The 15,519-nt window shown below is 66.9% G+C and carries 10 protein-coding genes; 7 read left to right on the top strand and 3 right to left on the bottom strand.

The features are described 5' to 3' along the window. Nucleotides 1–100: 100 nt before the first annotated feature. Entirely contained in the window at nt 101–2,947 is a 2,847-nt protein-coding gene (locus tag G4G00_RS04080) for an EAL domain-containing protein (RefSeq protein WP_108752832.1), read from the top strand. 19 nt (nt 2,948–2,966) lie between these two features. On the opposite strand, the gene G4G00_RS04075 is transcribed toward G4G00_RS04080, so the two are convergent. Together G4G00_RS04075 and G4G00_RS04070 are read right to left on the bottom strand one after the other, a co-directional pair. Further along, the gene (locus G4G00_RS04075) at nt 2,967–3,560 is read right to left on the bottom strand and encodes a TIGR00730 family Rossman fold protein (protein WP_108749348.1); all 594 of its coding nucleotides are present in this window, start codon (nt 3,558–3,560) and stop codon (nt 2,967–2,969) included. Between the two features lie 252 nt (nt 3,561–3,812). Continuing rightward, nucleotides 3,813–5,309 carry an aminotransferase class III-fold pyridoxal phosphate-dependent enzyme gene (locus tag G4G00_RS04070; protein WP_108755960.1) on the bottom strand — a complete coding sequence of 499 codons (1,497 nt, stop codon included), beginning with the start codon at nt 5,307–5,309 and terminating at the stop codon, nt 3,813–3,815. Nucleotides 5,310–5,555: 246 nt separating this feature from the next. On the opposite strand from G4G00_RS04070, the gene queA reads away from it, so the two are divergent. The 6 genes from queA to fabV all read left to right on the top strand — a co-directional run bounded on the left by queA (nt 5,556) and on the right by fabV (nt 13,340). Next, nucleotides 5,556–6,587: a tRNA preQ1(34) S-adenosylmethionine ribosyltransferase-isomerase QueA gene (gene queA / locus G4G00_RS04065; RefSeq protein WP_164271426.1), complete on the top strand. Its 1,032-nt coding sequence runs from the start codon at nt 5,556–5,558 to the stop codon at nt 6,585–6,587. A 126-nt stretch (nt 6,588–6,713) separates the two neighbouring features. Continuing rightward, a complete protein-coding gene (tgt, locus tag G4G00_RS04060; RefSeq protein ID WP_108755962.1) occupies nt 6,714–7,844 on the top strand; it encodes a tRNA guanosine(34) transglycosylase Tgt in 1,131 nt (376 codons plus the stop codon). 134 nt (nt 7,845–7,978) lie between these two features. Next, on the top strand, nt 7,979–8,323 hold the full coding sequence (gene yajC / locus G4G00_RS04055) for a preprotein translocase subunit YajC (RefSeq protein ID WP_108749352.1): 345 nt from the start codon (nt 7,979–7,981) through the stop codon (nt 8,321–8,323). Between the two features lie 61 nt (nt 8,324–8,384). Next, on the top strand, nt 8,385–10,241 hold the full coding sequence (gene secD / locus G4G00_RS04050) for a protein translocase subunit SecD (protein WP_108752836.1): 1,857 nt from the start codon (nt 8,385–8,387) through the stop codon (nt 10,239–10,241). 16 nt (nt 10,242–10,257) lie between these two features. Further along, a complete protein-coding gene (gene secF, locus G4G00_RS04045) occupies nt 10,258–11,238 on the top strand; it encodes a protein translocase subunit SecF (protein WP_108749354.1) in 981 nt (326 codons plus the stop codon). 842 nt (nt 11,239–12,080) lie between these two features. Beyond that, nucleotides 12,081–13,340 carry an enoyl-ACP reductase FabV gene (gene fabV, locus G4G00_RS04040; RefSeq protein WP_164271423.1) on the top strand — a complete coding sequence of 420 codons (1,260 nt, stop codon included), beginning with the start codon at nt 12,081–12,083 and terminating at the stop codon, nt 13,338–13,340. Between the two features lie 108 nt (nt 13,341–13,448). Here fabV and G4G00_RS04035 read toward each other — a convergent pair whose 3' ends face one another. Beyond that, nucleotides 13,449–15,518, bottom strand: coding sequence for an EAL domain-containing protein (locus tag G4G00_RS04035; protein ID WP_108754776.1), 2,070 nt, complete (start codon nt 15,516–15,518; stop codon nt 13,449–13,451). Nucleotide 15,519 lies beyond the last annotated feature (1 nt).

Raw genomic sequence — 15,519 nt, 5'->3', positions numbered from 1 at the left:
TCGGGGTTGTTGGGCTTCCATTTCCCCCCCGGTGGCGCGCTATGCTCGGTGACTCAGGGGAGGCGCTGCGTTGCAGTGCCAAGAGAACGTGATTTTGTCCATGCAAGCCGAACGCGTGCAGCCGCAATCACCACACGAGGCCGTGCTGAGCACGGCGCTGGTGCGCGCGCTGCATGCGCTGCTGCCAGCGGAAGCCAGCGTGCGCGTGGGCTGGGACGACCCGCAGCTGGGCCGCGGCCAGGATGCTTGGCCGGCCGGTGGCGGGGCCGGGGCGGTGCTGTGGTCGTCGCCCTGCGCGGTCGATGCCGGCTGCCAGCAGTGGGACCACGACGGCGCGCAGTTGCGCTTGCAGGTGCAGGGCGCCGATCCCGCACCGGCGTGGTGGGACATGGCGCGGCAGTCGATGGAACTGGCCCTGCAGCGCGGCCGCCAGGCCGGGCAGATCCGCGCGCTGGAACAGGCCGAGCGCCTGCAGCAGGCGCTGTTCCAGATTGCCGACCTGGCCGGTGCCGATCTGGAAATGGGCGAAATGCTGCGCCACGTACACGGCGTGCTGGGATCGCTGATGTATGCCGAGAACTGCTACATCGTGGAATACGACGATGTGCGCCGGCAGATCCGCTTCCTGTACTTCGCCGACCAGCTGGACGATTTCGTAGCCGATCCGGCACGCGGCTATGCCGCCGATGACATGCCGCACAGCCTGACGGTGGCGCTGCTGCAGCATGGGCGGCCGCTCAGTGGCCCCTCGCGCGTCCTGTTGGCGCAGGTGGGCGGGCTGGAATACGACCCGCAGCGCGGGCCGGAAAGCGAGGACTGGCTGGGCGTGCCGATGCTGCGCGACGGCCGGGTCTGCGGCGCCATCGTGGTGCAGAGCTACGAAGCCGGTGCGCGCTATGGCGAGGCCGAGCGCGCGCTGCTGGGTTTCGTCGCCCAGCACGTGCAGACCGCGATGGACCGGCGCCAGGCGCAGGTGCGGCTGGAACAGCAGGTGGAGCGCCGCACCCTGGAACTGCAGCGGGCCAACCGCAGCCTGCAGGATGAAGTGGCCGAGCGCCGCCGCGCCGAGCAGCTGCAGACCGCGCTGTACAACATTGCCGAACTGGCCATGTCCGCCGAGAGCCTTGCCCAGTTCTACGGCCAGGTGCACGGGGTGGTGGGGCGCCTGCTGGATGCGCGCAATTTCTACATCGCGCTGGTCAACGCCCGCGGCAATGGCCTGGATTTCGTCTATTCGGTGGACGAGCACAACGCCAGCCGGGCACCGCGCGCCTTCAGCCACGGCCTGACCGAGTACGTGGTGCGCCACCGCTGCCCGCTGCTGGCCTCGCGCGCGCAGATCGATGCGCTGCTCGACGCCGGCGAGGTGCGCGAGCACGGCGCGCGTTCGCAGTGCTGGCTGGGCGTACCGCTGCTGCGCGATGACGAAGTAGTGGGCGCCATCGTGGTGCAGAGCTACAGCGCGCAGATCTCCTTCAGCGTGCACGACCAGCGCCTGCTGACCTTCGTGGCGCAGAACATCGGCACCGGGCTGGCCCGTCAGCGCGACCAGCAGAACCTGCGGCTGGCCCACGCCGAGCTGGAAAAGCGCGTGGAAGAGCGCACCCGCGAACTGGCCGAGGTGAACGACAAACTGCTGGGCCAGATTGCCGAGCGCCTGCGCGCGGAGCAGCGGCTGACCCACCAGGCCATGCACGATGCCCTGACCGGCCTGCCCAACCGCCTGCACCTGCTGGACCGCCTGCAGGACGCGCTGGCGCGTGCGCGGCGCGAGGGTGGCCCGGTGTTCGCGGTGCTGTTCCTGGACCTGGATCGCTTCAAGCTGGTGAACGACAGCATCGGCCACGCTGCGGGCGACCGCATGCTGGTGGAAGTGGCCAAGCGCATCGTCTCCATGGCCGGTGACAACGATGTGGTGGCGCGGCTGGGCGGCGACGAATTCGCCGTGCTGCTGGAATGCCCCAGCGGCCTTTCGCAGGCCCTGGAGTTCGGCCAGCGGCTGCTGCTGGCGCTGCAGGAATCGGTCTGGATTGCCGGGCGCGAGCTGTTCCCGTCCGGCAGCCTGGGCATTGCGCTGTGGAACAGCCACTACCGCACCGGTGAAGAGCTGCTGCGCGACGCCGATGCGGCCATGTACCGCGCCAAGGCGCAGGGCCACGACCGCTGTGCGATCTTCGACGAGGACATGCGCGAGCAGGCCATGCGCAGCCTGGACCTGGAAGCGGACCTGCGGCGGGCGATCAACAACCGCGATTTCGTGCCGTTCTACCAGCCCATCGTGCGCCTGGCCGATGGCGAAGTGGTCGGCCATGAGGCGTTGCTGCGCTGGCAGCACGAGCGCCGTGGCCTGCTGCTGCCCGGTGCATTCCTGGAGCTGGGCGAAGAAAGCGGCCTGATCGAACAGGTTGACTGGCTGATCTACGAACAGGTGATCGCCGGCCTGGCCGATGGCGGCCGCGGCTATGTGTCGGTGAACGTGTCACCGCGGCATTTCCGCTCGGCCGATTTCAGTGCGCGCCTGTTCGGCCTGCTGGAAGCCTGCGATGCCGATCCGCGGCGCCTGCGCCTGGAGATCACCGAAGTGGCGTTGCTGGACGATGGCCCGCATACGCTGCGCACGCTGAAGGGCCTGCGCGAGCGCGGCATCCAGGTGCAGCTGGACGATTTCGGTACCGGCTTCTCGGCGCTGTCCTACCTGCACCGGTTCCCGATCAGCACGCTGAAGATCGACCAGAGCTTCATTGCCGGCCTGCACGGGCCGGAAGCGCAGAGCACGCGCGCGCTGGTGGAAGGCGTGCTGTCGCTGGCGCGCACGCTGGGCATTGAAACCATCGGCGAAGGCATTGAGACCGAGCCGCAGCGGCAGAGCCTGCTGGAGCTGGGCTGCGACTACGGCCAGGGCTACCTGCTGGGGCGCCCGGCGCCGTGGACGCGCGCGGTGGCCTGAGCCGCCGCGCGCGGGTGCATCAACGCAGCGCGGCGCGGCGCTTTTCGTCGATCCATTTCGAGGCCTGGGCCGGCTGGTAGTTCTTCATCCAGACCAGCATTTCCTCGATGTCCGAGCCGTACCACAGGTCCTGGCGCTGTTCCGGGTGCAGGAAGCGCTCTTCGACCATGCGATCGATCATGCCGATCAGCGGCGCGTAGAAGCCGTCCACGTCCAGGAAGGCGCAGGGCTTGTTGCCGATGCCCAGCTGGCGCCAGGTCAGCATTTCGAAGATTTCTTCCATGGTGCCGAAGCCGCCGGGCAGGGCGACGAAGCCGTCGGACAGATCGAACATGCGCGACTTGCGCTCGTGCATGGAGCCGACGATTTCCAGTTCGGTCAGGCCACGGTGGGCCACTTCCCAGTCGGCCAGCTGGCGCGGAATCACGCCGGTCACTTCGCCGCCGGCGGCCAGCACCGCATTGGCCACGGTGCCCATCAGGCCGACGTTGCCGCCGCCATACACCAGGCGCATGCCGTCACGGGCGATGCGGTCGCCCAGCGCGATGGCGCGTTCGGTATAGGCCGGCTTGCTGCCGGCGTTGGAGCCACAGTAGACGCAGATCGACTTCATGGTGTGCCTGTCTCTTGATGCGGAAACGAAAACGCCCCGCCGGCAACCGGTTCAGCGGTTGCGGGCGGGGTGTGTCGTGATTATGAGGCCTCGGGCGGGGTTGTGCCCGACTGCGCGCTGTCCGTCGTGCTTCGTAGAGTCGAGCTTGCTCGACTGCGTTTCGTCCGGATATCGGCAAAAGCCAGGCGAGCAAGCTCGACTCTACCAAGGCTGGCGGCAACGGCGCAGTCGAGCATGGCTCGACTCTACAGATCAGGCGGCGGCGGCCTGCTGGCGGCGCGGGCCTTCACGCAGGGCGCGGCCGACCATGCCCACCAGCAGGTCCAGCTCGTCGCTGTCCATGCCGAAGTGCGGGGTGAACCGCAGCGAGTTCTCGCCGCCGTGGATCACGTTGATGCCGTGCTGGCGCAGCCATTCCTCGGTGGAGTGGGCGCCATAGCACTTGAACTGCGGGGCCAGTTCGCACGAGAACAGCAGGCCGGTGCCCTGCACCTTGGTGATCAGCCCGCCCAGCTCGTTCTTCAGCTGCTCCAGCTTGCGCACCGCTTCGGCGCCGCGTTCGGCGATGTTGGCGCGTACCTGCGGGGTCAGCTGGGCCAGGGTGGCGCAGGCCACGTCCAGCGCCCGCGGGTTGCTGGTCATGGTGTTGCCGTAGATGCCCTTGCGGTACAGCTGGGCGGCATGTTCGGTCACTGCAAGCACCGACAGCGGATACTGGGCCGCGTTCAGTGCCTTGGAATAGGTTTCCATGTCCGGCGGGTCCAGGCCTTCGAAGCCGGGGTAATCGACCACCGACAGCACGCCATGGGCGCGCAGACCGGCCTGGATCGAATCGAGCAGCAGCAGGCTGCCGTGGGCACGGGTCAGTTCGCGGGCCAGGGCATAGAAGGCCGGCGGCACCGAACGGCCCGGGTCGCCTTCACCCATCACCGGCTCCAGGAACACCGCTTCGATGAACCACTGGTTGCGCGCGGCATCGTCGAAGACCTGGCGCAGGGCGGCCTCGTCATAGGGCGCTACGGTGATCACCGAATCCTCGCCGCGGTAGCTGGCCAGGTGCTGCAGGTAGGTCTTGCGGCTGGAATCGGAATACAGCGCCGGGCGGTCGGTGCGCCCGTGGAAGCTGCCCTTGACGACCACCCGCTTGATCGCGGCACCGGCGTGGCGCGCACCCGGGTCGGTCTGCAGCTTGGCGTTCACATCGGCGATGCGCGCGGCCAGGCCGACCGCTTCCGAGCCGGAATTCAGGCACATGAAACGGGCATAGGGGCAGCCGCCACGGCGGTGACCGACTTCGGCGCGCAGGGCGGTAATGAAGCGCTGCTGCGACAGGCTGGGGGTCATGATGTTGGCCATCACCTGCGGCCGCGCCATCGCTTCCAGCACGGCATCGGGGGTGTGGCCGAAGCCGAGCATGCCGTAGCCGCCAGCGTCGTACAGCACCGCGCCCTTCAGGGTGACCACCCACGGGCCGCGTGCAGCCAGTGCCACGTACGGGGTCACCGCATCATCTGCATAGAAGTTCACGAAGCCGTCCTGCATGGCCTCGATCTGGGCCTGCTCGTCCTGTGCCAGCAGCGGCCCCAGTTCGCCCTGCACGCGCGCGAATTCCGCTGCGGCGGCGTCCACCGCGGCAACCAGCTGCGGGTGGCGGTCGGCCAGGGCGGTCAGGGTGGCATCGTCCAGGCCGGTGGTCAGGCGGGTGCCGGGCTGGGTGCGCAGGGGGGCAAGACGTTCGATGAAGCTCATTGCAGATCTCCTGAAACGATGGTTCACACGGGCCTGAAAATGCAGAACGCGCGTCATCACGCGCGCTTTGGGGCAGGCTCGTGCAGCGGACTTCCTTCCCGATGCTAGCACTTGTTTTTTTGCGCGATAACCCCGCAGAAACCTGCTGCATAGCAGCATAATGCCCGACGTTCGCCACGATGCGCGCTGCCTGGCCGATGCTGGACGTACAATGCGCGCCATTGTCGACCTGATGCCGCCACCGCCTTGAAGAAGTCCGATTTCCATTACGACCTGCCGGCCGAACTGATTGCCCAGGCGCCGTTGGCCGAGCGTTCGGCCAGCCGCCTGATGGTGGTGCCGCCGGCGCCCGCCGCCTTCACCGATGTGCAGGTGCGCGACCTGCCGTCGCTGCTGCAGCCGGGCGATCTGCTGGTGTTCAACGATACCCGGGTGATTCCGGCGCGCCTGTTCGGGCAGAAGGCCAGCGGCGGGCGGGTGGAGATCCTGATCGAGCGCCTGCTGGGCGGCCAGCAGGTGCGGGCCCAGGTGGGCGCCAGCAAGTCGCCCAAGGCCGGCAGCCGCATTGCCCTGGACGCCGGCGGCGAGGCCGAAGTGCTGGGCCGCGATGGCGAGTTCTACCTGCTGCAGTTCCATGTGCCCGAATCGCTGGAGCAGTGGCTGCTGCATGCCGGCCGGCTGCCGCTGCCGCCGTACATCCAGCGCGAACCGGGCCAGGATGACCGCGAGCGCTACCAGACTGTGTTCGCCCGCGAAGTGGGCGCCGTGGCCGCACCGACCGCCGGCCTGCATTTCGATGAGGCCCTGCTGGGCGCACTGAAGGACAAGGGCGTGGCGTTCGGCCACGTGACCCTGCATGTGGGCGCCGGTACCTTCCAGCCGGTGCGGGTGGATGACCTGAAGGACCACGTGATGCACCGCGAGTGGCTGAACGTGGGCGCCGAACTGGTGCAGCAGGTGCGGCGCACGCGCGAGGCCGGTGGCCGGGTGATCGGCGTGGGCACCACCGTGGTGCGCGCGCTGGAAAGTGCGATGCGTGACGGCGAGCTGCTGCCGTTCGCCGGCGAGACCCAGATCTTCATCACCCCGGGTTACCGCATCCGCAGCGTCGATGCGATGGTGACCAACTTCCACCTGCCCGAAAGCACGCTGCTGATGATGATTTCGGCCTTCGCCGGCCGTGAGCGGGTGTTCGAGGCCTACCAGCACGCGATCGAGCAGCGCTACCGCTTCTTCAGCTACGGCGACGCGATGCTGCTGTTCCCGCAGGCGGGCTGACGATCCATCCGTGGTGGGTGCGCACCGTTGGTGCGCACGCCCCGAACCACCCAAGGTAGGTGCGCACCTTGGTGCGCACGCCCGGATGGGAGACAATAGGCAACTATTTGCCTGAATGACCGCTCCATGTCCCGACTGCAGTTCCAGCTCCAGACCCGTGACGGCCGTGCCCGCCGTGGCCGCCTGACCTTCCCGCGTGGCACGGTGGAAACGCCTGCTTTCATGCCGGTGGGAACCTACGGCTCGGTCAAGGGCATCCTGCCGGACCAGGTGCGTGCGCTGGGCGCCGAGATCATCCTCGGCAACACCTTCCACCTGTACCTGCGCCCGGGCCTGGACATCATCGCCGACCACGGCGGCCTGCACGGCTTCTGCCGCTGGGACGGCCCGATCCTGACCGATTCGGGTGGCTTCCAGGTGTTCTCGCTGGCCCACCGCCGCAAGATCACCGAGCAGGGCGTGACCTTCGCCTCGCCCACCGACGGTGCCCGCGTGTTCCTGGGCCCGGAAGAGAGCATGAAGATCCAGAAGGTGCTCGATTCGGACGTGGTGATGATCTTCGACGAGTGCACCCCGTACCCGGCCACCGAAGAGGTGGCGCGCCGTTCGATGGAGCTGAGCCTGCGCTGGGCCCAGCGCAGCCGCAACGCCCACGACGAGCTGGGCAACGACGCGGCACTGTTCGGCATCGTGCAGGGTGGGGTGCATACCGACCTGCGCAGCCGCTCGGCCGACGCCCTGCAGGCCATCGGCTTCGACGGCTACGCCATTGGCGGCCTGGCCGTGGGCGAGCCGGAACACGAACGCAATGCCATGCTGGACCACCTGGACCCGGAGCTGCCCAGCGACCGCCCGCGCTACCTGATGGGCGTGGGCCGGCCGGAAGACCTGGTGGAAGGCGTGGCCCGCGGCGTGGACATGTTCGACTGCGTGATGCCGACCCGCAACGCCCGCAACGGCCACTATTTCACCTCGTTCGGCACCGTACGCATCCGCAATTCGCAGTACGCCCGCGACATGGACCCGATCGAGCCGGGCTGCGGCTGCGTGGCCTGCACCGGCGGCTACACCCGCTCGTACCTGCGCCACCTGGACCGCTGCAACGAGATGCTGGCGCCCATGCTGGGCACCCTGCACAACCTGTTCTACTACGAAAAACTGATGGCCGACATCCGCGCGGCCATCGAGGCGGGAACCTTCCAGGCCTTCCGCGAGTCCTTCTATGCGGCCCGTGGGGCGGTGGCGCCCCCGCTGTAACCCCGTGGTACCCCTGCCGAACGGCCCAAGGACGAACGTCCGGGGCCGTGGCATACTTCAAGGCTGACCCAGATCCGCGGTCGACACCCCCGCCCGTGAACGGACGGGAGCGCCGCCCAACCAAAGGACCAACGATGAACCTGCTTGCCTTCCTGATTCCCGCCGCCCACGCCCAGGCCGCCGGCGGCCAACCGCAGGGCATGGGCCTGACCACGCTGCTGTTCCCGATCATCCTGATCGCCATCATGTACTTCCTGATGATCCGCCCGCAGATGAAGCGGCAGAAGGAGCACAAGGCCATGCTGGAAAAGATCAAGCGTGGCGACGAAGTGCTGACCAACGGCGGCATCGCCGGCGTGGTCACCGACATCGGCGACAACTTCATCACCATCGAAGTGGCTGACAACGTGCGCATCCGCGTGCAGAAGGGCGCTGTCGGCAACGTGCTGCCGGCCGGTACCCTGAACTCGGCCAAGTAAGCCACTCCCTTTCCGATGCACAACCGCGGCGCCGGGGATGGCGCCGCGCGGGACCCAAGCAATGCTCGAATTTCCACGCTGGAAGTACGTCGTCATCCTGATCGTACTGGCGCTCAGCACCCTGTACGCGCTGCCCAACATCTACCAGAAGGACCCGGCCATCCAGATCACCGCCAACCGTGGCGGGCAGGTTGACGATGCGCTGCGCGACCGTGTGCTGGCCGACCTGAAGAAGGCCGGCATCAACACGATCGGCGCGGAGAAGGAAGGGGAAAGCCTGATCGTCCGCCTGCCGGACCTGAAGACGCAGTCGGCCGCCAGCGATGCGCTGCGCGACAGCGTGGGCGAGAACTACACCGTGGCCCTGAACCTGGCCTCCACCGTGCCGGACTGGCTGGCCAACCTGGGCGGTCGCCCGATGGTGCTGGGCCTGGACCTGCAGGGCGGCGTGCACTTCGTGCTGCAGGTCGACCAGAAGGCCGCGCTGGAAAAGCGCCTGGATGCCTACACCGAAGACGTGCGCAGCACCCTGCGTGATGCGCGCATCGCCTACCAGTCGGTGGAACGCCGCGCTGACAACACCATCGTGGCCAACCTGAGCCCGTCGGCTGGCGCCGATGCGGCCAGCCGTGCCCGCGTGGCGCTGGGCACCGCGCAGCCGACCTTGGGCTATGACGTTTCTGGCAACCGCATCACCGTGACCGTGCCGGACGCGGAGATCGCGCAGATCGCCAACGGCGCGATCGAGCAGAACATCAACACCCTGCGCAACCGCGTGAACCAGCTGGGCGTGGCCGAGCCGATCATCCAGCGCCAGGGTGCTGACCGCGTGGTCGTGCAGCTGCCCGGCGTGCAGGACACCGCCGAAGCCAAGCGCATGATCGGTGCCACTGCCACCCTGGAATACCGTGCGGTGGTGGAAGGTAACGCGCAGGATGCCATCGCGTCGGGCCGCATTCCGCCGGAAGCCAAGGTCTACCAGCAGCGTGATGGCCGCGGCCCGATCCTGCTGAACAAGCGCGTGATCGTCACCGGCGACCAGATGGTGGCCGCGCAGGCGGTGACCGATTCGACCAGTGGTTCGCCGGCGGTCAGCGTGACGCTGAACAATGTCGGCGGCCAGCGCATGTTCGACTTCACCAGCGCCAACGTGAACAAGCCGATGGCCGTGGTCTACACCGAGCGCGTGCCGACGGTGACCGTGGTCGATGGCCAGGAAGTGCGTGGCTTCAAGGTCAACGAGGAAGTGATCTCGGTGGCCAACATCAACGGCGTGTTCGGCAAGAACTTCCAGACCACCGGTCTGCAGAAGAAGGAAGCCGAAGATCTGGCCAAGCTGCTGAAGTCGGGCTCGCTGGCTGCGCCGATGGACTTCGTGGAAGAGCGCGTGGTCGGCCCCAGCTTGGGCGCCGAGAACGTGAAGAACGGTATCACCGCGGTGGTCTACGCCTTCCTGTTCACCCTGGTGTTCTTCAGCATCTACTACCGCGTGTTCGGTCTGATCACCTCCATCGCGATGCTGTTCAACCTGCTGATCGTGGTGGCGGTGATGTCGCTGTTCGGTGCCACCATGACCCTGCCGGGCTTCGCCGGTCTGGCGCTGTCGGTGGGCCTGTCGGTGGACGCCAACGTGCTGATCAACGAGCGCATCCGCGAGGAACTGCGTGCCGGTGTGCCGGGCAAGACCGCCATCGTGACCGGTTACGACCGCGCCTCGGGCACCATCCTGGACGCCAACCTGACCGGCCTGATCGTGGGCGTGGCCCTGTTCGCCTTCGGCACCGGCCCGCTGAAGGGCTTCGCGCTGACCATGATCATCGGTATTTTCGCCTCCATGTTCACCGCGATCACCGTGTCGCGCGCGCTGGCGACGCTGATCTACGGCGGTCGCAAGAAGCTCCAGAACGTGGCCATCTGACGGGACGACACGCACAATGAAACTGTTTCCGCTGCACATCCTCCCGAACGACACCAAGATCGACTTCATGCGGTGGCGCCATGTCGCCATGGTCGTCACGATCGCCGTGTTCATTGCCTCGATCGCCATCATCGGCGTGAAGGGCTTCAACTACGCACTGGACTTCACCGGCGGCACCCTGATCGAAGCGCGCTTCGACAAAGCGGTGGACGTCGAGGACGTCCGTACCAAGCTGGAGCAGAACGGCTTCGACGGCGCGCAGGTGCAGAGCGTGGGTGGCAACACCGACCTTCTGATCCGCCTGGCCCCGCACGGCGAGCACGCCCCGGGTACCGGTGGCGCGTCGGCTGAAGACAAGGCCACCGCGGCCGCCGTGGTCAAGGCGGTCTCTTCGGCCGACAACCAGGCCACCGTGCTGCGCAATGAATTTGTCGGTCCGCAGATCGGCAAGGACCTGGCGATGAATGGCCTGTACGCCACCATCTTCATGCTGGCCGGCTTCCTGATCTACATCGCCGTGCGCTTCGAGTGGAAGTTCGCCGTCACCGCCAGCATCGTGGCGCTGTTCGACCTGCTGGTCACCGTGGCCTACGTGTCGCTGCTGGGTCGCGAATTCGACCTGACGGTGCTGGCCGGCCTGCTGTCGGTGATGGGTTTTGCGATCAACGACATCATCGTGGTGTTCGACCGCGTGCGAGAGAACTTCCGCAGCCTGCGCGTGGAGCCGATGGAAGTGCTGAACCGTTCGATCAACCAGACGCTGTCGCGTACGGTGATCACCGCGGTGATGTTCTTCCTGTCGGCGCTGGCGCTGTACCTGTACGGCGGTAGCTCGATGGAAGGCCTGGCCGAGACGCACATGATCGGTGCGGTGATCGTGGTGCTGTCCTCGATCCTGGTGGCCGTGCCGATGCTGACGATCGGTTTCCTGCGCGTAAGCAAGCAGGACCTGCTGCCCAAGGCGAAGGACATCGAAGCCCTGGAGCGTCGCCCGTAATCCTTACGGCACGCAGCACACAGAGAACCCCGCGCAAGCGGGGTTTTTTGTGGGCAGGGCTTGCAGCCCTGCACCTCTGTAGAGTCGAGCCATGCTCGACTGAAGCAACGTCAAAAGCTCGGTGTCCGTGGAATGGCGGGGCGGTGTGGGTGGGCAGGACACGCCGCAAGTACGTCCCTGTAGGCTCGTAGGCGCCATCCATGGCGCCTGCGGTCCTGCCCACCCACACCGCCCCGCCTCTGACAGGTTCACGCGGCTGTTGGTAACGGCGCCTGTTGTTCCGCGCGGCTGTTGGTAGGTGTCGACCTTGGTCGACACATCGTTCAGATATCGAACGAATCATCCACGCATGGCGTGGCTCTACTGTGTCGACCAAGGTCGACACCTACCAGAGCAGAGCGCTGCTCCGACAGGTTGTTGGTAGGTGTCGACCTTGGTCGACACATCTGTCAGATATCGAGATCCGCCTGGAGTCAGAGCCCGTTGCGGAGCAACGGGATCCGACCCCTGTCTCGACCAAGCCAGAACGCCGTTCCGACATATCGCGAAAAACTGTCGAAGGCGGGGTGGGTCCGGTTGCGGGGGTGTCCGCGGCATGGATGCCGCGGCCAAGCCTACATGGACGTACTTGCGGCGTCCCCCGCAACCGGACCCGCCCCGCCAACCCACGGTTCGCCCGCTTTTGACGTTGATGTTGATCCACGGCAGGTGCAGGGCTGCAAGCCCTGCAAAAGAGAAACCCCACCCTACGCCTGCGTCGGTTGTGCAATCGTCCCCCGCGCACTACGATCCTGCGGTTCGCGTGCGCCCGCGTGCGCCGCATCTGCCAACCCGAGGTATCCATGGTCATCAAACCGCGCGTCCGCGGCTTCATCTGCGTCACCACCCATCCGACCGGCTGCGAGGCCGCGGTCAAGCAGCAGATCGACTACATCCGCGCCCGCCCGCCCATCCAGAACGGCCCCAAGCGCGTGCTGGTCATCGGCGCATCGACCGGCTATGGCCTGGCGGCACGCATCACCGCCGCCTTCGGCAGCGGCGCGGCCACCCTCGGTATCTTCTTCGAACGCCCGGGCAGCGAAACCAAGCCGGGCACCGCCGGCTGGTACAACTCGGCCGCCTTCCACAAGTACGCCGACGAAGCCGGCCTGTACGCCAAGAGCATCAACGGCGATGCCTTCTCCGATGAAGTGAAGGCCAAGACCATCGAGATGATCAAGGCCGACCTGGGCCAGGTCGACCAGGTGGTCTACAGCCTGGCCGCGCCGCGCCGCAAGCACCCCAAGACCGGTGAGATCATCAGCTCCACGCTGAAGCCGATCGGCGAACAGATCACCCTGCGTGGCCTGGACACCGACAAGGAAGTGATCACCGAAACCACCCTGCAGCCGGCCACCCCGGAAGAGATTGCCGGCACCGTTGCGGTGATGGGCGGCGAAGACTGGCAGATGTGGATCTACGCGCTGGCCGATGCCGGCGTGCTGGCCGATGGCTGCACCACCACCGCCTTCACCTACGTGGGCGAGGAGATCACCCAGGCCATCTATTGGAATGGCTCGATTGGTGCCGCCAAGAAGGACCTGGACAACAAGGTGCTGGGCCTGCGCGAAACGCTGGCCAGGATCGGTGGCGACGCCCGCGTGTCGGTGCTCAAGGCCGTGGTGACCCAGGCCAGCTCGGCCATTCCGACCATGCCGCTGTACCTGTCGCTGCTGTTCAAGGTGATGAAGGCGCAGGGCACGCACGAAGGCTGCATCGAGCAGCTCGATGTGCTGTACGACATCCTGTACGGCGGCAAGGCTGACGGCGTGGCCGTCGACCGCCTGCGCCACGATCTGGTCGATGGCCAGGGGCGCAAGGTTGCGCTGGTGGACGAGGAAGGCCGCCTGCGTGCCGATTACAAGGAAATGGCGCCGGAAGTGCAGGGCAAGGTGCTGGAACTGTGGCCGCAGGTGACCAACGAGAACCTGTACGAGATCAGTGATCTGGCCGGCTACAAGGCCGATTTCCTGCGCCTGTTCGGGTTTGGCGTGGAAGGCGTGGACTACGAGGCCGACGTCAATCCGGACGTGAAGATCGCTAACCTGGTCGATCTGACCTGAGAGCCGAGGTAACGCCGGGCATGGCCCGGCGGATGCCTTGAATGCCGCTGCGCCCGCCGGGCATGGCCCGGCGCTACCGGTGCCGATCTGCGGCCCGGCGCATGCCGCTCAGCCGAACTCGAAGTTCATGACCGGCAGGGCAGGGCCGACGAAATCACCCTGCACGTAATCCACGCCCGCACTGAACAGCAGGGTCATGGAATTGGCGTCGCTGACGAACTCGGCGACGGTGCGGATGCCGGCTTCCTGCGCACGCGCGGTGATCTGGCTGATCAGATCGATGTTCTCGCGGGTCGACACCAGGTCGCTGGTGAAGCTGCGGTCCAGCTTCAGCACCTGCGGCTGGAAGTGCGCCAGCAGCTGGAACGAATCCAGCCCCGAACCGAACTGCTCCAGGCCGATGCGGCAGCCCAGCGGGGCAACTTCGGCCAGGAACTGCTGTGCGGCGCGCAGATGGGTGAACACCTTGGCCTCGGGCGCGTGCAGCCACAGCCGTTCGCCTGGCACGCCGTGGGCCTGCAGTTCGCGGCGCAGGGTGGCGATCATCTTCGGGTCATCGAAGGATTCGGGCGTCACCTTCACCAGCATCTGCGTGGCATGGCCCTCGCGCGCGCGCGCGCCGAGCACGCTGATCGCGCGGGACACCACCCAGCGATTGATGTCGGCCAGCAGGCCATGTTCTTCGGCAATGCCGAGGAAGGCCGTGGGGCTGAGCAGCTCGCCGTTGTGTTCCAGGCGCAGGTAGGCCTCGTACAGTTCCAGCGATTCCCCCTGCAGGTTCAGCACCGGCTGGTAGTGCAGCTGGAAGCCTTCACCGGCCAGCGCTTCGCGGATGCGTGCCACCCAGCGCTGCACGCGCTCTTCTTCAACGCGGTCGGCAGCGGCCGGGTCGAAGATGCGGCAGGTATTGCCCAGCGCGGCGGCGGCCTGGGTGCATTCGCTGGCGCGGGCCAGCACCTGGCCGATGCTGGCGATCTTTTCGCCCACCTGCACGCCACCCACGCTGACCGTGACCGTGGCCGAGCGCGCCCCAATGCTGAACACATGCGCGGCATAGGCGGCGCGGATGCGTTCGGCCAGCGCTTCGGTCTGCGCATACGGGCCCGACTGCAGCACGGCGAAGCTGTGTTCGCCAAAGCGCGCCAGCTGCGCCTGGTCACCCACCACCTCGGCCAGCAGCCCGGCCAAGGCGCCGATCAGGGTGTCGGCCGAGTCCAGGCCGATATCGGGGATCAGGCGGGCGTAGTGGTCCGGCTCGACCAGCAGCAGGCCGAACTGGCCTTCGCTGCGGCCGGCCTGGGCCACCGCATCTTCCACCTGCAGCATGAAGGTGGGGCGGTTGAGCAGGCCGGTGACCTGGTCGCGCTGGCGCAGGTCTTCCACTTCGCGCGCCAGTTCGGTGTCCAGTTCCAGGCGGCGGCGGAATACCACCTGCAGGCAGGCCTCGCCTTCATAGGTGGCGGCGGTGAATTCCATGGTGGCCGGGAATGCGCTGCCGTCCTGGTGGCGGGCATCCAGCTGGTACTGCGGGGGCGGTGCTTCGCCGCGGCTGAGTGATTTCAGTAGCTGCTTGAAGCCATCCACGTGCTGTGCGGCCACCATGTCCAGCAGCGAGATGCCTTCGATATCGTCGAATTCGTCGTAGCCGAACATGCCCAGGTAGGCGTCGTTGGCGCGGATGTGCATGCCTTCATGCACGTAGGCGATGGGGTCGCGGGACGAGGCGATGAGCGCGTCGCAGCGGCGTTCGGTCTCGCGCATCTGTGCTTCGATGCGGCGCAGGCCGCGGCGTGCCTGCAGATCCACCCACTGGTCACGCACCACGGCCAGCAGGTGCTCGTTGCGCTGGCGCAGGGCCAGGGCCCGCACGCCGTTGCTGCTGGCCTGCACCAGTTCGTCTTCGTCGATGCGGTCGGCCAGCAGCACCAGCGGAATATCCTTGCCGCTGGCGGCAATGTGCTGGGCCACCAGTGGCAGGGGGATGCCCTGCGACGGCGAGGCCAGCACCAGATCGATGGCCTGGCTGGCCAGCACCTGTGACAGTTCGGCCGAATCCTGTGGGCGCCACGGGCGAACGGCAATGCCGCTGTTGCGCAGGGTGCTGACGATGGCTTCTGCGTTTTCGCCGCTGTCGTCCACGATCAGCAGGCGGATGGTGATGTCGTTCGCGTTCTGCATG

Origin of the sequence: Stenotrophomonas sp. B1-1 (genome assembly GCF_010894375.1) — a bacterium.
GTDB lineage: Bacteria > Pseudomonadota > Gammaproteobacteria > Xanthomonadales > Xanthomonadaceae > Stenotrophomonas.
Note: the sequence above shows the minus strand (reverse complement) of the source record. Positions and strands in the feature narration are given on the sequence as shown.